This window comes from Pseudomonas bohemica, from assembly GCF_002934685.1.
Classification (GTDB): Bacteria; Pseudomonadota; Gammaproteobacteria; order Pseudomonadales; family Pseudomonadaceae; genus Aquipseudomonas; species Aquipseudomonas bohemica.
Window position 1 is genome coordinate 68,349 of record NZ_NKHL01000097.1, and the last position, 14,015, is coordinate 82,363.

At 59.2% G+C, this 14,015-nt stretch carries 12 protein-coding genes; 6 read left to right on the top strand and 6 right to left on the bottom strand.

Annotation, left to right across the window (positions count from 1 at the left end; genetic code table 11):
- Positions 1-27: 27 nt before the first annotated feature.
- Positions 28-960, bottom strand: coding sequence for a chemotaxis protein CheV (locus CE491_RS08780; protein ID WP_110947960.1), 933 nt, complete (start codon positions 958-960; stop codon positions 28-30).
- A 76-nt stretch (positions 961-1,036) separates the two neighbouring features.
- Between CE491_RS08780 and flgA the strand changes: the two genes are divergently transcribed.
- From flgA to CE491_RS08800, 4 genes are all read left to right on the top strand, one after another.
- On the top strand, positions 1,037-1,798 hold the full coding sequence (flgA, locus tag CE491_RS08785) for a flagellar basal body P-ring formation chaperone FlgA (RefSeq protein ID WP_110947975.1): 762 nt from the start codon (positions 1,037-1,039) through the stop codon (positions 1,796-1,798).
- A gap of 159 nt (positions 1,799-1,957) precedes the next feature.
- On the top strand, positions 1,958-2,278 hold the full coding sequence (gene flgM / locus CE491_RS08790; RefSeq protein ID WP_110947961.1) for a flagellar biosynthesis anti-sigma factor FlgM: 321 nt from the start codon (positions 1,958-1,960) through the stop codon (positions 2,276-2,278).
- A 49-nt stretch (positions 2,279-2,327) separates the two neighbouring features.
- Complete coding sequence (locus tag CE491_RS08795) at positions 2,328-2,795, top strand: flagella synthesis protein FlgN (RefSeq protein WP_110947962.1); 468 nt, start codon at positions 2,328-2,330, stop codon at positions 2,793-2,795.
- 82 nt (positions 2,796-2,877) lie between these two features.
- A complete protein-coding gene (locus CE491_RS08800; protein ID WP_110947963.1) occupies positions 2,878-3,618 on the top strand; it encodes a flagellar brake protein in 741 nt (246 codons plus the stop codon).
- A gap of 141 nt (positions 3,619-3,759) precedes the next feature.
- On the opposite strand, the gene CE491_RS08805 is transcribed toward CE491_RS08800, so the two are convergent.
- From CE491_RS08805 to CE491_RS08815, 3 genes are all read right to left on the bottom strand, one after another.
- Complete coding sequence (locus CE491_RS08805; RefSeq protein WP_110947964.1) at positions 3,760-5,214, bottom strand: MFS transporter; 1,455 nt, start codon at positions 5,212-5,214, stop codon at positions 3,760-3,762.
- A 54-nt stretch (positions 5,215-5,268) separates the two neighbouring features.
- Positions 5,269-6,510, bottom strand: coding sequence for a glutamine synthetase family protein (locus tag CE491_RS08810; protein ID WP_199885035.1), 1,242 nt, complete (start codon positions 6,508-6,510; stop codon positions 5,269-5,271).
- A 184-nt stretch (positions 6,511-6,694) separates the two neighbouring features.
- Positions 6,695-7,714 carry an AraC family transcriptional regulator gene (locus CE491_RS08815; RefSeq protein ID WP_110947966.1) on the bottom strand — a complete coding sequence of 340 codons (1,020 nt, stop codon included), beginning with the start codon at positions 7,712-7,714 and terminating at the stop codon, positions 6,695-6,697.
- Positions 7,715-7,898: 184 nt separating this feature from the next.
- Between CE491_RS08815 and CE491_RS08820 the strand changes: the two genes are divergently transcribed.
- A complete protein-coding gene (locus tag CE491_RS08820; RefSeq protein WP_110947967.1) occupies positions 7,899-9,083 on the top strand; it encodes an acetyl-CoA C-acyltransferase family protein in 1,185 nt (394 codons plus the stop codon).
- Between the two features lie 14 nt (positions 9,084-9,097).
- A complete protein-coding gene (locus CE491_RS08825; protein ID WP_110947968.1) occupies positions 9,098-9,949 on the top strand; it encodes a 3-hydroxybutyryl-CoA dehydrogenase in 852 nt (283 codons plus the stop codon).
- 185 nt (positions 9,950-10,134) lie between these two features.
- Here the strand turns inward: CE491_RS08825 and CE491_RS08830 are convergent, their stop codons facing one another.
- Both CE491_RS08830 and CE491_RS08835 read right to left on the bottom strand, forming a co-directional pair.
- Positions 10,135-12,516: an efflux RND transporter permease subunit gene (locus tag CE491_RS08830; protein WP_110947969.1), complete on the bottom strand. Its 2,382-nt coding sequence runs from the start codon at positions 12,514-12,516 to the stop codon at positions 10,135-10,137.
- Positions 12,517-12,544: 28 nt separating this feature from the next.
- Positions 12,545-13,531 (bottom strand): WD40/YVTN/BNR-like repeat-containing protein, encoded by a 987-nt coding sequence (locus tag CE491_RS08835; RefSeq protein ID WP_234407549.1) that lies wholly within the window; start codon positions 13,529-13,531, stop codon positions 12,545-12,547.
- Positions 13,532-14,015 lie beyond the last annotated feature (484 nt).

Sequence of the window (14,015 nt, forward strand, 5' to 3'; positions counted from 1 at the left end):
GTGAACAGCAAGGAGGGAAATCCCCCCTCAGCTGATATCCGCCGCCTTGATACGATCTACTACTCTAGCTGCCAGATCGTCCGGCCGAAACTTGGCCAGGAAATCATCGGCACCCACTTTCTTCACCATCGCCTGGTTGAATACTCCGGACAGGGAAGTATGCAAGATGATGTGCAGCTTCTGCATGCGCGGATCGTTGCGGATCTCGGCAGTCAATGTGTAGCCGTCCATCTCCGGCATTTCAATGTCGGAGATCATCATCAGGAACTCTTCTTCCGGTTTCTTGCCCTCGTCCACCAGTTTGCGCAGGAATTCGAGTGCCTGACGACCGTCATTCAACGCCGTCACTTCTACCCCCACGGTTTGCAGGCAGCGCGTTACCTGCTTGCGTGCCACCGACGAGTCATCGACCGTCAGCACTCGCAATGAAATGGCCTTGTGCTGCACTTCGGCACTCACGACGCCAGCGGAGATGTTTTCCGAAACCGGCGCCACTTCGGCGAGGATCTTCTCCACGTCGATGATTTCCACCAGTTGGTTATCGATACGTGTCACTGCCGTGAGGTAGTGATCGCGACCGGTGCCCTTGGGTGGCGGGTGAATGTCTTCCCAGTTCATGTTCACGATGCGTTCGACCGAATGCACCAGAAAGCCCTGAATCTTAGTGTTGTATTCGGTAATGATGACGAACGCATTGTCGACGCTGCCCAGCGCCGCCGAACCCGTTGCCATCGCCAGATCGAGGATCGGGATCGTCCCGCCACGAATATTTGCCACTCCGCGCACAATCGGACTGGATTTGGGCATGTGGGTAAGTTTCGGGCACTGAAGCACCTCTTTTACCTTGAACACGTTGATCCCATACAACTGCTTGCCGTCCAGACGGAACAGCAGCAGCTCAAGGCGGTTCTGCCCTACCAGTTGAGTGCGCTGGTTAACTGAATCCAAAACACCAGCCATGCACTACTCCTCCCAAAACGACCAATTGCGCACTGCCACATCGGCAAGCGGCACGGGCCTTGCTATTTACCCTGTCATGAACACACAAACGACAGTATCCCGACGCCTGACCTCCACCACCCGCAGCATTTTCTGCGTGCTGGCCGCGGTGTGTCTGCTTTGTGCCGCCGGGTTCAGCCGTGCGGACAACGTGACCTTGCCTGAACAACTTATCGGCGTCACCCAGGGCTTTCTTGAATTCACCGTGGAAGACTATTTAGCGACCAGCCAGACCGCAGGCCGCTACGAGATCGAAGTCAAACAACTGGACCCTCGCCTGCGCATGCCGCATTGCGACAAGGATTTGACAGCCTCTCTGGAAAGCCCCGCCCAGCCCATCGGACGGGTGACCGTCAAGCTGCGCTGCGAAGGCAGCTCCCCATGGACGGTATTCGTGCCCGCCCAGGTACATTTGTTTCGCAACGTCGTAACGGTCGTACGTCCAATGAAGCGCGACGCGATCGTCTCCGAAGCCGACGTCACCCTGCGCGAGCGCGACGTAGGGCTGTTGGGTCAGGGTTTCCTCGATTCGGTCGATCAGGCCATCGGACAAAAAGTCGTCCGACCGACGGTCATCGATCAGATCCTCACCCCGGTTCATCTGGAACAGCCGCAAATGGTCCACAAGGGCGATCAGGTCGTGATCAGCGCCCGCAGCGGCTCGATGAGCGTGCGCATGCCCGGCGAGGCCCTGTCGGACGGCGGCTTCAACGAGCAGATACGGGTCAAGAACCTGAACTCCAAACGCGTGGTCAAGGCCAACATCGTGGGTCCGGGTCAGGTCGAGGTGCCTATGTAAGCGATTGTCCTCTGGCGCTGCGCTTGCGCTTTTCCTACACTCGGAACCCATATGCCCTATGCGAAGTCAATTCAAGACTGTTTTGGCACGGGCCCTAAAGTTATTCCGGGTTTGGCCGAAACCAAGGCAAGCGTCCTAGAACCCAGAGGTTTTTCAATCATGGTCATCGACTTCAGTCGTTTGAATAGCTCCACTACTGTGGGTAGTACGTCACGTACCGCCACCAGCGCTAAGGAAACCGGCAAAACCGACGCTGCGGCGGCGGTCAGCAGTTCCGAAAGCGTGAGCGGTAGTGGTGAGACCGTACATTTGAGCAGCGAAGCTCAACAGTTGCAGAAGATCACCGATTCGCTGCGTGATCAGCCCGTCGTCAACAGCAGCCGTGTGGCTGAGTTGAAGCAGGCTGTCGCCGACGGCAGTTACAAGGTCGACAGCAACAGCGTGGCGAATAAACTGCTTAATTTCGAAGCCCAGCGCTAGCCCCAGGTATGCGCAGGGGCTTCTGGACGCTTAAATCCCAGGGCATGCGATGCAAGACACTAATTTGCTTCAACTGATCATGGACGATATTGCGCCAACTCAGCACTTGCTCGAGATCCTCAAGGCCGAGTCACTGGCGCTGCATGGTCGCAATATGGTCGAAATGGAACACATCCTGGCGCAGAAACAGGCGTTGGTGGTCATGCTCGAACAGCATGGGCGCAGACGCAGCCAATTGCTGGCTGAGCTCGGTCTGCCAGCCAATCGCGCAGGACTCGAGGAAATTGCACGACATTCTTCTGTGGGTGAAGCGTTGCTGGAGGCAGGCGATAGGCTGACTGCTTTGATAGCCGACTGCCAGGTCGTCAACGAACGCAATGGCAGCCTGATCCAGTTACAGCAACTGACCACTGCCCAGCAGCTCAGAATCCTCAACGGCGGCGATACACCGACGCTCTATGACAGTCGTGGCTCGACATCGGGAAGAGCCAGACCCCGTCCGTTGAGCCAGGCGTAAGTTCTTGTTTCAAGGCGTGCTCCGTGATGGCAAAATGCCTGACGCTGCACGCTGTCGTTTTTTGCCTGGAGATGGATAAACCGTGAATGCCTCAAGCGCGGAAGATGTTCCGCAGCCCCCGAAGGTACTGACCACGCCTTTGGAAATTGCCGCCAACATGCGTCTGCTGATGGAAAGCCATGATCCGCTGATCATCACTTTTCACGAGCGCAGCCAACGTTTCCAAAGCTATGTCATCGGTGTAGATCGCGACAGCAACGAGATTTCGCTGGACGAAATGGTCCCCCGCGATGGCGAGCGATTCCTGGCAAACGGCGAGCCCTTCCGCGTCGAAGGCTTCCACGACGGCGTGCGCATCGCCTGGGAAGTCAAGGCGCAGATGACCATCATCGAGGAGCCGCATAGCTATCGTGGTCCCCTGCCTGAAGAAGTGGTTTACCACCAGCGCCGCAACGCTTTCCGCGCCGCGCTGAAGCTGGCGTCCCTGGTCGATATCGAAATCGGCGGCGACAAGCTCAAGTCTGCACTGCGTGGCAAACTGCTGGACATCTCCGCCACCGGCTGCAAATTGCGCTTCGAGGGCGACGTCTCCGAACGCATGCAACTGGGTCAAGTCTACGAGCGTTTCATCGCTCACCTGCCGTTCGGCGCCATGACTACCCCAGTCGAGCTGCGGCATCTGTACTTCGAAGAGAAGATCAACACCACCTTTGCCGGCGTGCGCTTCCACAACATCAGTGGCCTGGTGCAGCGTCAGGTCGAACGTTTCGTCTACCAACTGCAGCGCGAAGCCCGCCGCTTCGACAAAGACGACGATTTCTGATTGTTCCAGGCATTCAGGATCCAGCTTAAAATCTGACTGCTCCTATTTCGGCCGCATGCCGTGGGAGCAAGCTGCTCCCACGGCATGCGCTCAGAATCAAAAGCCCGCACGTTGATCTCAAAACAGCCAACAGTTGCCGTTTTACAACGGCCGATCCACGCCCACATCCCGCGACGCATCATGGGCCACATCGGGCCTTGCCGCCTGTGGCTCGGCGCTCACGTCGCTGTCCACCACCGCCACCGGGCGCACGACGCCCTCACCTGAAGGCACGACGCGCTCCGGCTGCTCGGTCTCGGCCAGCGGCTCGGTTGACGGCTCTGCTTCAGGCTCCGTCGTCTGCATCTGATCCTGCACCACCTGCTCATCGACCCGCGGGTCAAGTGCCACCACCAGAGGCGAGCTGGACATGCTGTCCGGCATCGCGATGTGGTGCAGCGGGGCATCCTCGACCTGGTGCAGATTGGTGACGGCTTTCGGACGAATGCGTAGCACCAGAATCAAGGCGGTAAAACAGACGAAGGCGTAGAGCATGTTGCTGCCGAACTGCTTCATCAGCACCCCCGACACCAACGGCCCGATACTGGCCCCAACGCCATAGGTCATCAACAGCATGGCCGTCAGCGAGACACGCCGCTCGCCTTCCACGTGGTCGTTGGAGAACGCCACTGCCAGCGGATACAGCGAGAACTGCAGCAAGGACGCGACGAAGCCCACGGCAAACAGCACTTCCATCGGCACATTGGGGAAGATCGCCAATGGCAACGCGGCCAACACCAGCAGCCCTGCGACGCCACGAATCAGCCAGGCGCGATCATAGCGGTCCGACAGTTTGCCCAGCGGCCCCTGCACCAGCAGGCCCGCGCCAATGCAGCAGGCCATGAACAGACCGACATGTTCGGTCGATAGACCTTGCTGCGCCGCATACAAGGGCGCCAGGCCGTAGAACGAACCGATGATCAGCCCAGCGCTCAACACCGTGGTCAACGACTGCGGCACGCGGCGCATGAAAAACAACGGTTCCAGCGGCGCGGGACGCATCGGCGCCGGGTGAATGCTGCGGGTCATCGCCACCGGCACCAGACACAGGGTGAAGCACATCGCGACCAGCATCAGCAGCTCAGGCCCCAGCTGCGGATGGATCACCAGAATCAGCTGACCGAGGACCAGGCCCATGTACGACGCGATCATGTAACCGCTGAACACCAGGCCACGCTGCTTGGGCGATGCCTGCTCGTTGAGCCAGCTTTCGATGACCATGTACTGACACATCATGCCCAACCCGACGATCATCCGCAGGAAGATCCAGGCCGGCAGGTAGTTGATCAGACCATGCCCCAGCACGGCGGCGCCGACGATACCGGCACAGGTCGCATAGGCGCGAATATGCCCTACCCGGCCGATCAGCCGATGGCCGATCTTGCCGCCCAGGGCCAGACCGACATAGTTGGCCGCCATCAGCGCACCGACCCACAGGCCATCGACCTGATCGGCAGCCAGACGCAAGGCAAGGTAAGTACTCAGAAGGCCCGAACCGATCAACATCATCAGTGAGGCGAAATACAGCGCTCGAAACGATTTCCAGATTTGGCGCATCAGCTTTCCAAAAACGAAAACCCTCCTCTGCGAAGGGTTTTCGAACCACGGTTTCTAAGCCTGGGAAGCCAGGACGCGGCGCTCCCAAGGGGTAATTTCGTTGAAGAAACTGGTCAGTTCCAGGGTCTTCGACGCGACGTAGCCTTCGATGAATTCGCCACCAAACAGTTCCTTGGCCAGCGGACTGCGTTTCAGACGCTCCAGCGCCGCATGCAAGGTACATGGCAATGAAAGATTGTCCGGCACGGCAAACTCGCCCTGGATCGGATCCGACGGTTGCAGCCGTTGCTCGATGCCGTACAACCCCGCCGCAAGACTGGCGGCAATGGCCAGGTAAGGGTTGGCGTCAGCGCCTGGCAGACGATTTTCCACTCGGCGGGCAACCGGCGCACTGGCCGGAATGCGCAACCCAGCCGCCCGGTTGTCATGAGACCAGCAGGCGTTGTTGGGAGACGCGAAAGGATGACACAAACGCTGGTAGGAATTGACGTTGGGCGCAAATAACGCGGTGAAATCCGCCATCGCCGCCTGCTGACCACCAATGAAGTGATGAAAGGCCGCGGTCGGCTCGCCCTGGGCGTCGCTGAAAATATTCTGCCCAGTCGTGCTGTCGACCACGCTTTGATGAATGTGCATCGAACTGCCCGGCGTGTGCGCGAGCGGCTTGGCCATGCACACCACGGTCAGCCCGTGCTTGAGCGCCACTTCCTTGAGCATGTGTTTGAACAGGAATGTCTGGTCGGCCAGCAGCAGCGGATCACCATGCAGCAGGTTGATCTCGAACTGGCTCACGCCCATCTCGTGCATGAACGTATCGCGGGGCAGGCCCAGCGCGGCCATGCTTTTATAGACCTCGCTGAAAAATGGGCGCAGACCGTTATTGGAACTGACACTGAACGCCGATTGGCCATCTTCGCGACGACCATCCAGCCCTACCGGCGGCGTGAACGGCTGAGCCGGATCGCTGTTGGGCGCGAAGACGAAAAACTCGAGCTCCGTGGCGACCACCGGCGACCAGCCCTGTCGGGCATAGCGCGCAATGACTGATTTCAACTGACCTCGAGTGGAAAGATTGGACGGTTCACCGTCCAGCTCGTCCGCGTCACAGATCGCCAGCGCCCGCGGCTCATCGCTCCAGGGCAGACGATGGATCTGTTGCGCATCGGCGACCAGCGCCAGATCGCCGTCGTCGCTGCCGTAGAATTTTGCTGCCGGGTAGCCGCCCATGATGCATTGCAGCAGTACAGCCCGCGCCAGCTGCAAGCGGCGCCCCTCAAGAAAGCCCTCGGCCGTCATCACCTTGCCGCGCGGCACGCCGTTCAGGTCCGGGGTGACGCATTCGATTTCATCAATGCCCATCAATCGCTGCGCGAGTGAAATGTGGCCATCGCTCAACATGACTCAAATCCTTTTTATCAGGCAGGCCGCGATGCGGCGAGGCGTACAAAATAAGCTTCGGGCGTTCGGAATATCAAGCAAGTTATCTATGCTCCGCTTCATTGGAACGCGCCCGATAGCCACCCGGACTTTCCCCCGTCCACTTCTTGAACGCTCGATGAAACGCGCTGGGCTCCTGGAAGCCCACCAGCGCGGCGATCTCGACGACGCTCATGTCGGTTTCACGCAGCTTTTGCTGGGCGATGCCGCGCCGCACTTCATCCTTGATGCCCTGAAACGCACACCCCTCACGCTCCAGTCGACGCCGGAAGGTGGTGGGGCTGAGTTTCAGTTCGACGGCCATTTCCAGCAGGGTCGGCCAGTGCCCGTAATGACTGCTGCGCAGGCGCTGGTAGACCTGCGCCGCCAGGCCACGCTGGTTGCGGAAGCGAATCACCAGCCATTGCGGCGCCGTGCGCAGGAACGATTTGAGCGACGGCAGCGACTGCACCACTGGCAGACGCAGGTAATGGCTGGAGAATTCGACCTCCGTGCGCGCCTGGCCGAAACTCAGGTTGAACCCCCATAACAGCGAATCGTCGCTGAGGCGCTCGCGGGTATGGCGAAAATGCGCACGATCGATGGTAATGCGGCGCCCGCCCAGCCAGCACAACAGGCTGATCATCAGCAGCAGAAACGTCTCTTCACCGAATCGACGCTTGATCGGATCGCTCGCGTAGTTGTCCACGGCGACGATCGCCCGCTGACCGCGCACGATCAGGCTGCCGCGAAAGTCGCGCAAAAACAGCGCGAAATTGGCCAGGCACTGGCGCAGGGCTTTTTCCAGATTGGGTTCCTGGATCAAGCCTCGACAAATCAACGCAAAGCTGCCAAGCGGCATGCCATGGGAATCCAGAGCGAAGAACTCATCATCCAACTCCTTGATCTGAATCAGCCACAGGGCGGCGAACGCGCTGGCAGGCACGCGTGCGGCCGGGTCGTTGAGCAGCGCCATGTCGATCCCCGCCCCTTCCAGCACCGATTGCAGGCGCAAGGGCTGGTCGCGCAGGGCATGCACCACCAGTTGGACGAAGTAGATGGACACCGAATCCTTTTCCCGCATGAGCCGCGTTTCCTTTTGTCGTTATGAGCCACGGCGCTGATGGTAAAGAACGCCAGCCGATCTGGACAGTTTTGGCATAGGCCCGCCGCGGATGCCGATCTAGACTTGCCGCCAGACAGCACCTGGCCGAAATGCCGCTTGTCGGTGCCGCCCAGAATAAATTCAACAGGTTTGAGGAGTCGACATGAGCAATACCGAAGTTTTCGTCGTCAGCGCACTGCGTACCGCCATCGGTGGATTCGGCGGCTCGCTCAAGGACGTCTCGCCCATCGAGTTGGGCACCCAGGTCAGTCGCGCTGCGCTGTCCCAGTCGGGCCTGGCCGCCGAGCACATTGGGCATGTGGTCATGGGTCATGTGATTCCGACCGAAGTGCGCGATGCGTACCTGTCCCGCGTCATTGCCCTAGAAGCCGGGCTGACCAAGGAAACCCCGGCGATGAACGTCAATCGCCTCTGTGGTTCGGGCCTGCAGGCCATCGTCTCCGCCGCGCAGTCGCTGCTGCTGGGCGACGCCAAGGCCGTGCTGGCCGGTGGCGCCGAATCCATGAGCCGGGGCGCCTACATCATGCCGCAGGCCCGCTGGGGCGCGCGTATGGGTGACGTGCAAGCCTACGACTACATGCTCGGTGCGCTGCATGACCCGTTCGCCAATATTCACATGGGCATCACTGCCGAAAACATCGCCGAGAATTACGGCATCACCCGCGCCGACCAGGATGCTCTGGCCCTGACCAGCCAGCAACGCGCGGCCCGCGCCATCGCTGAAGGGCGCTTCGAAGCGCAGATCGTGCCGATCGAAATCACTACCCGCAAAGGCACCGTGACCTTCGCGCAGGATGAACACGTGCGCGGCGACGTCACCGTTGAACAGCTGGAAAAGATGAAGACCGCGTTCAAGAAGGACGGCACGGTCACGGCGGGCAACGCCTCTGGCCTGAACGACGGCGCCGCTGCGCTGGTAATGGCCAATGGCGACATGGTGCGCGAACACGGCCTCAAACCGATGGCGCGTCTGGTGGCCTACGCGCACGCCGGAGTCGAGCCTTCGATGATGGGTCTGGGCCCGATCCCGGCGAGCCGCAAGGTGTTGGAGCGTGCTGGGCTGACGGTGGCTGATCTGGACGTAATCGAGTCCAACGAGGCTTTCGCCGCTCAGGCCTGCGCCGTCGCTCGTGAACTGGGCTTCGATCCGGAGAAGGTCAATCCTAACGGTTCCGGCATTTCCCTGGGCCACCCGGTAGGCGCCACCGGGGCGATCATCGCCACCAAGGCCATTCATGAGCTGCACCGCATCGGCGGTCGTTATGCGCTGGTCACGATGTGCATCGGCGGCGGCCAGGGTATCGCCGTCATTTTCGAACGCGTGTGAAGGGAGAGCTTTCCATGACCATGCACCACATTGCCGTGATCGGCGCGGGCACGATGGGCAACGGTATTGCGCAGGTGTGCGCGATTGCCGGGTTCGACGTCACGCTGCTGGACATCAACGATGCCGCGCTGCAACGAGGCCTGGCGACCGTGCGCAAGAACCTCGAACGCCAGGTGAACAAACAGACGCTGACCGTTGATCTGGCCGAGGCTGCGTTGGGGCGGATCCGCTGCATCACCGACTATGCGCAACTGAATGAACCGCAGGTGGTGATCGAAGCCGCCACCGAGAACCTCGGCCTCAAGCTGCGCCTGCTCAAGGAGATCGCCAACAATGTGGGCGCGGATTGTGTGATCGCTTCCAACACTTCATCGCTGTCCATTACACAACTGGCGGCGAGTGTGAACAGCCCGGAGCGCTTCATCGGCCTGCACTTCTTCAACCCGGTGCCGATGATGGGCCTGATCGAGGTCATACGCGGCCTGCAAACGGCCGATGAAACACACCTGGTGGCGATCAAGTTGGCCGATCGGCTGAACAAGACTGCCATTACGGCGGGCAACCGTCCCGGCTTCGTGGTCAACCGCATTCTGGTGCCGATGATCAACGAAGCGATTCTGGTGCTGCAGGAAGGCCTGGCCACCGCGCAGGACATCGACGACGGCATGCGTTTGGGTTGCAATCAGCCGATCGGCCCGTTGGCGCTCGCCGACCTGATCGGTCTGGATACGCTGCTGGCGATCGTTGAAGCGTTCCACGAAGGTTTCAACGACAGCAAATATCGCCCTGCTCCGCTGCTCAAGGAAATGGTTGCCGCGGGGTACCTGGGACGTAAGAGCGGGAGGGGGTTCTTCGTTTATAACTGAGTGAGCGGCATAGCCCCGTGGGAGCGACAGAGGTTATGACGGCAGAGCGCGGTATGTCAGATGTAGATGGGTGGTCTGATCGACCGCATCGCTGCCGTCACTCGACGTCCCCTACGAGTGGGCGGTCAGCCTGAAGAAAAACCGCAGCCCTTCAACAGGCTGCGGTTTTTTGTTTCAAACGGTAATCAATGGGAGAACAGCGAATTGCCCACCTTGCCCGCCATCTTCTCCGGCTTGATCAGGAAGCGCGCCAGGGCCGGGAGCAGCCACAGCGCGCCGAACATGTTCCAGAGCAGCATGAAGGTCAGCATCAACCCCATATCCGCCTGGAACTTGATGGCCGAGAAGATCCAGGTGCACACGCCGATTGCCAGACACAAACCGGTGAACAATACGGCCTTACCCGTGGATTTCAGCGTCTGATAATACGCCTCTTGCAGCGGCAGACCAGCACGCAGAAAGCTTTCCAGACGGCTGTAGATGTAGATGCCGTAATCCACACCAATCCCCACACCCAACGCCACCACCGGTAGCGTCGCGACCTTCACGCCGATGCCCATGAACGCCATCAACGCGTTACCCAGCACCGAGGTCAACACCAGCGGCAGTACGATGCACAGCGTCGCGGCCCACGAACGGAAGGTGATCATGCACATCACGGCAACGCAGAGGTAAACCAGAATCAGGATGGTCAGCTCGGCCTGTTTGATCACCTCGTTGGTGGCCGCCTCGATCCCGGCGTTGCCCGCAGCCAGCAGAAATTCCAGGTCTTCCCTGTCATTGGCCTTGGCGAAGTCCTGCACCGCATGGACGGCGCGGTCCAGGGTTTCAGCCTTGTGATCGTTGAGGAAGATCAACAAGGGCGCCAGCGAGCAGGTATTGTTGTACAGCCCGTCTGCGCGGGATATCGAGCTGTTGAGCACATCCTTGTTGCGCGACAGCGATTCCCATTTCAGGTTGCCCTCGTTCATGCCCTTGATCACTTGCTTGGAAACCGTGACCAGCGAGAGCGCCGACTGCACGCCCGGCGTGTTCTCCATCTTCCACGACAACTCGTTGATTGCTGAAAGCGTCTGATAGGCCGAGCATCCTTCCGGAGGCGTCTTGACCATCACCACCAGCACATCGGAGCTGGTGGAGTAGTTGTTGATGATGAAGTTGTTGTCCTGGTTGTAGCGCGAATCGGGACGCAGCTCCGGCGCACCTTGATCGAGGTCACCAATTTTCAGGTTGTGGCCATACCAAAGGCCGCCTGCGAGCGCGAGCAAGGCCAGTATCACGGAAACACGCGCGACTTTTGGCGCCGCAAAATTCGACAGCAGACGCCAGAACGGATGCTCGCGCACCGCATCCTCTTTACTGCGCACCACTGCCCTTTTGCTGATGCCCACGTAGGAAATCGCGACTGGCAGCAGAATCAGGTTGGTGAACACGATCACCGCAACGCCGATTGAAGCACCAATCGCCAGTTCGCGGATCACGCCGATATCGATGATCAGCAGCGTGATAAAGCCCACGGCATCGGCGAGGATCGCGATCATCCCCGGCAGGAACAACTGACGGAATGTGCGTCTGGCGGCGGTCAGCGCATTATCGGCATCACTGGATTGCAAGGCGATGCCATTGATCTTCTGTACGCCGTGGGAAATGCCGATGGCGAAGATCAGGAACGGCACAAGCATTGAGTAGGGATCCAGACCAAAGCCCACCACGTGCATCAGACCCAGCTGCCAGATCACCGCGATCAGCGTGGTGCTCAAAACGGCCACCGTGCTACGTGCGCAACGGGTGAACCACATCAACAGGACCAGGGTGATCAGGAACGCGACGCCGAAGAACATCACCACCATGATCAGGCCATCGATCAGGTCGCCGACCTTTTTGGCAAAGCCAACGATGTGAATCTCGACGTTGGGGTTCTGTGCTTCGTACTTGCTGCGAATCTTTTCTTCCAGTTGGTGGGAGAACTGCCGGTAATCCAGAGGCAGCAGTTTGCTCTGGTCGACGGGGTCGGGGTAGAACTCTTGCAGGGGTACGTCGACGATGCTGGATTTGAAGTTGTTGGCCACCAGTCGGCCGACCTGGCCGGACTTAAGGACGTTGTTGCGCAGCATGTCCAGGCTTTGCGGGGAACCGTCGTAGCTTTGCGGAATGACCTCACCGCCGGCAAAGCCCTCTTCTGTTACCTCGGTCCAGCGGACGCTTGGACTCCACAGCGACTTGAGCCCAGAGCGGTCCACGCCCGAGATATAGAACACTTCGTCGTTGATTTGACGAAGGGTCTCCATGTACTCCTTGGAGAAGATATCGCCCTGTTTGGCTTCCACCGAAATTCGCACGGTATTGCCCAGGTTCGCCAGGTCGTTGCGGTGCTCCATCATGTTCTGAATGAAAGGGTGACTCAGCGGAATCATCTTTTCGAAGCTGGTGGAAGGCCGAACGAGCGTGGCCTGCCAGAACAGAAAAATACTGACCAGCAGGCAAATGCCAATCACGGTCGGGCGATTGTTGAAGATCAATCGCTCGAGCAGTGTCGGTTTCTCGTGATGGGGCTGAAAGTTGGTCATAGGGAAAGCGTCCTCGCCTGGTCCGTTCTTATTGTTGAGCGACATCAGCGCCCGTTGGCGAGGTGACGTGAACGCCGCCCTGTCCTACCAGAATCAGATTGCCCGTGTCGTCTTCGGCCACTCCGGCCAGCGAGAGGCGATCGGAGCGGTTGGCGACAGTGAAGGTCTCACCATCGTCGGTGCTGCGAATCACACTGCCGCCGTTGCCCACCAACACGATCGAGCTGTCCGGCAACAGCGCGGCATTGGCGATGCTGAACTCCAACGGTCCACGTTCACCTTGAAGCGCGATAGGCTCCCAATGACTGCCAAAATCGATGGAACGGAACAGATTGCCGCGCAGACCATAGGCCAGCAGCGTGTAGGCCTGCCCTGTTCCGAGAGCGCCGAACAACGAGCCTTGATAGGGGCCTTCGAGTTTTTCCCAGGTCTGACCGTCGTCGGTGGAGCGGAACATGCTGCCCATTTCACCGACAATGAACAGCCCCGCATCCTTCACATAGGCGATGCCGTTGAGGTGGTATTGGTCTTCGTTATTCAGGCGGTCGCCGATGTCTTGCCAATGCTGGCCTCCATCGGTGGTTTCCAGTAGCGCGCCGTAGGCTCCAACGGCAATCCCGGTGGACAGGTCCTTGAACCAGACATCCAGTAGCGGCGCCTCGCGCTTGAGGTCTTCGAACTGCTTGATCCAGGTCGATCCGCCATCGCTACTGGCAAGGATCTGCGCATCATGTCCCACCGCCCAGCCATGCTGGTCATCAACAAAATAGACCGCTGTGAGCAGTTGACGGCTCGGCACCTTGGCCTGAGTCCAGGTTTTGCCCTGATCGTCGGAATAGAGAATGTGGCCGCGGTCGCCTACGACCACAAGGCGTTTGCCAGTGTAACTCACATCCAGCAGTAAACTCCGGGAAGCCTTGGCAGACTCCAGCGCGAAAACAGCGGCGTTGCCAGCATTGGCGGGGGTATCGACTGGCGTGCTTTGCGCAGCCGATACAGCGCTGCAAAAGGTCATGCACATGAACAACGACAGAACAGCGTTAAGAGGCTTGCCCGTATGGATTACCCGGAAACCGTCATTGCCCTGAATGACCGTAGACGGAGCGCGCCGATTGACTGGCTCACGCATGGAGTTTTCCCTTCCTTTATTGTTATTAGATTCTCCTGTAGGTCCGTGCAGCTGCTGCAAGCGCTCTAGCCTGCGCGCGACGTGCCACCGAAGCGACCCTATCCTATCCAGCTTTGGAAACGTATGACAATCGACATGACGTTATCTTTTGTTAAGCAACAACCCGGTGATTGGCGCGTTATCACTGAGGTCAATTGGCAATTGTCGACGCTGGGATGGGCTGTTGCGTGACGTAGAAGCGAAGAACCATCTTGATTGAGCAGCGCTACGGGTGGGGTCTTTTCCGCGCCCAAAAACAAAACCCCATCTGCTTTCGCAAACGGGGTTCTGAAATTCAATCTTGACGATGACCTACTCTCACATGGGGAAA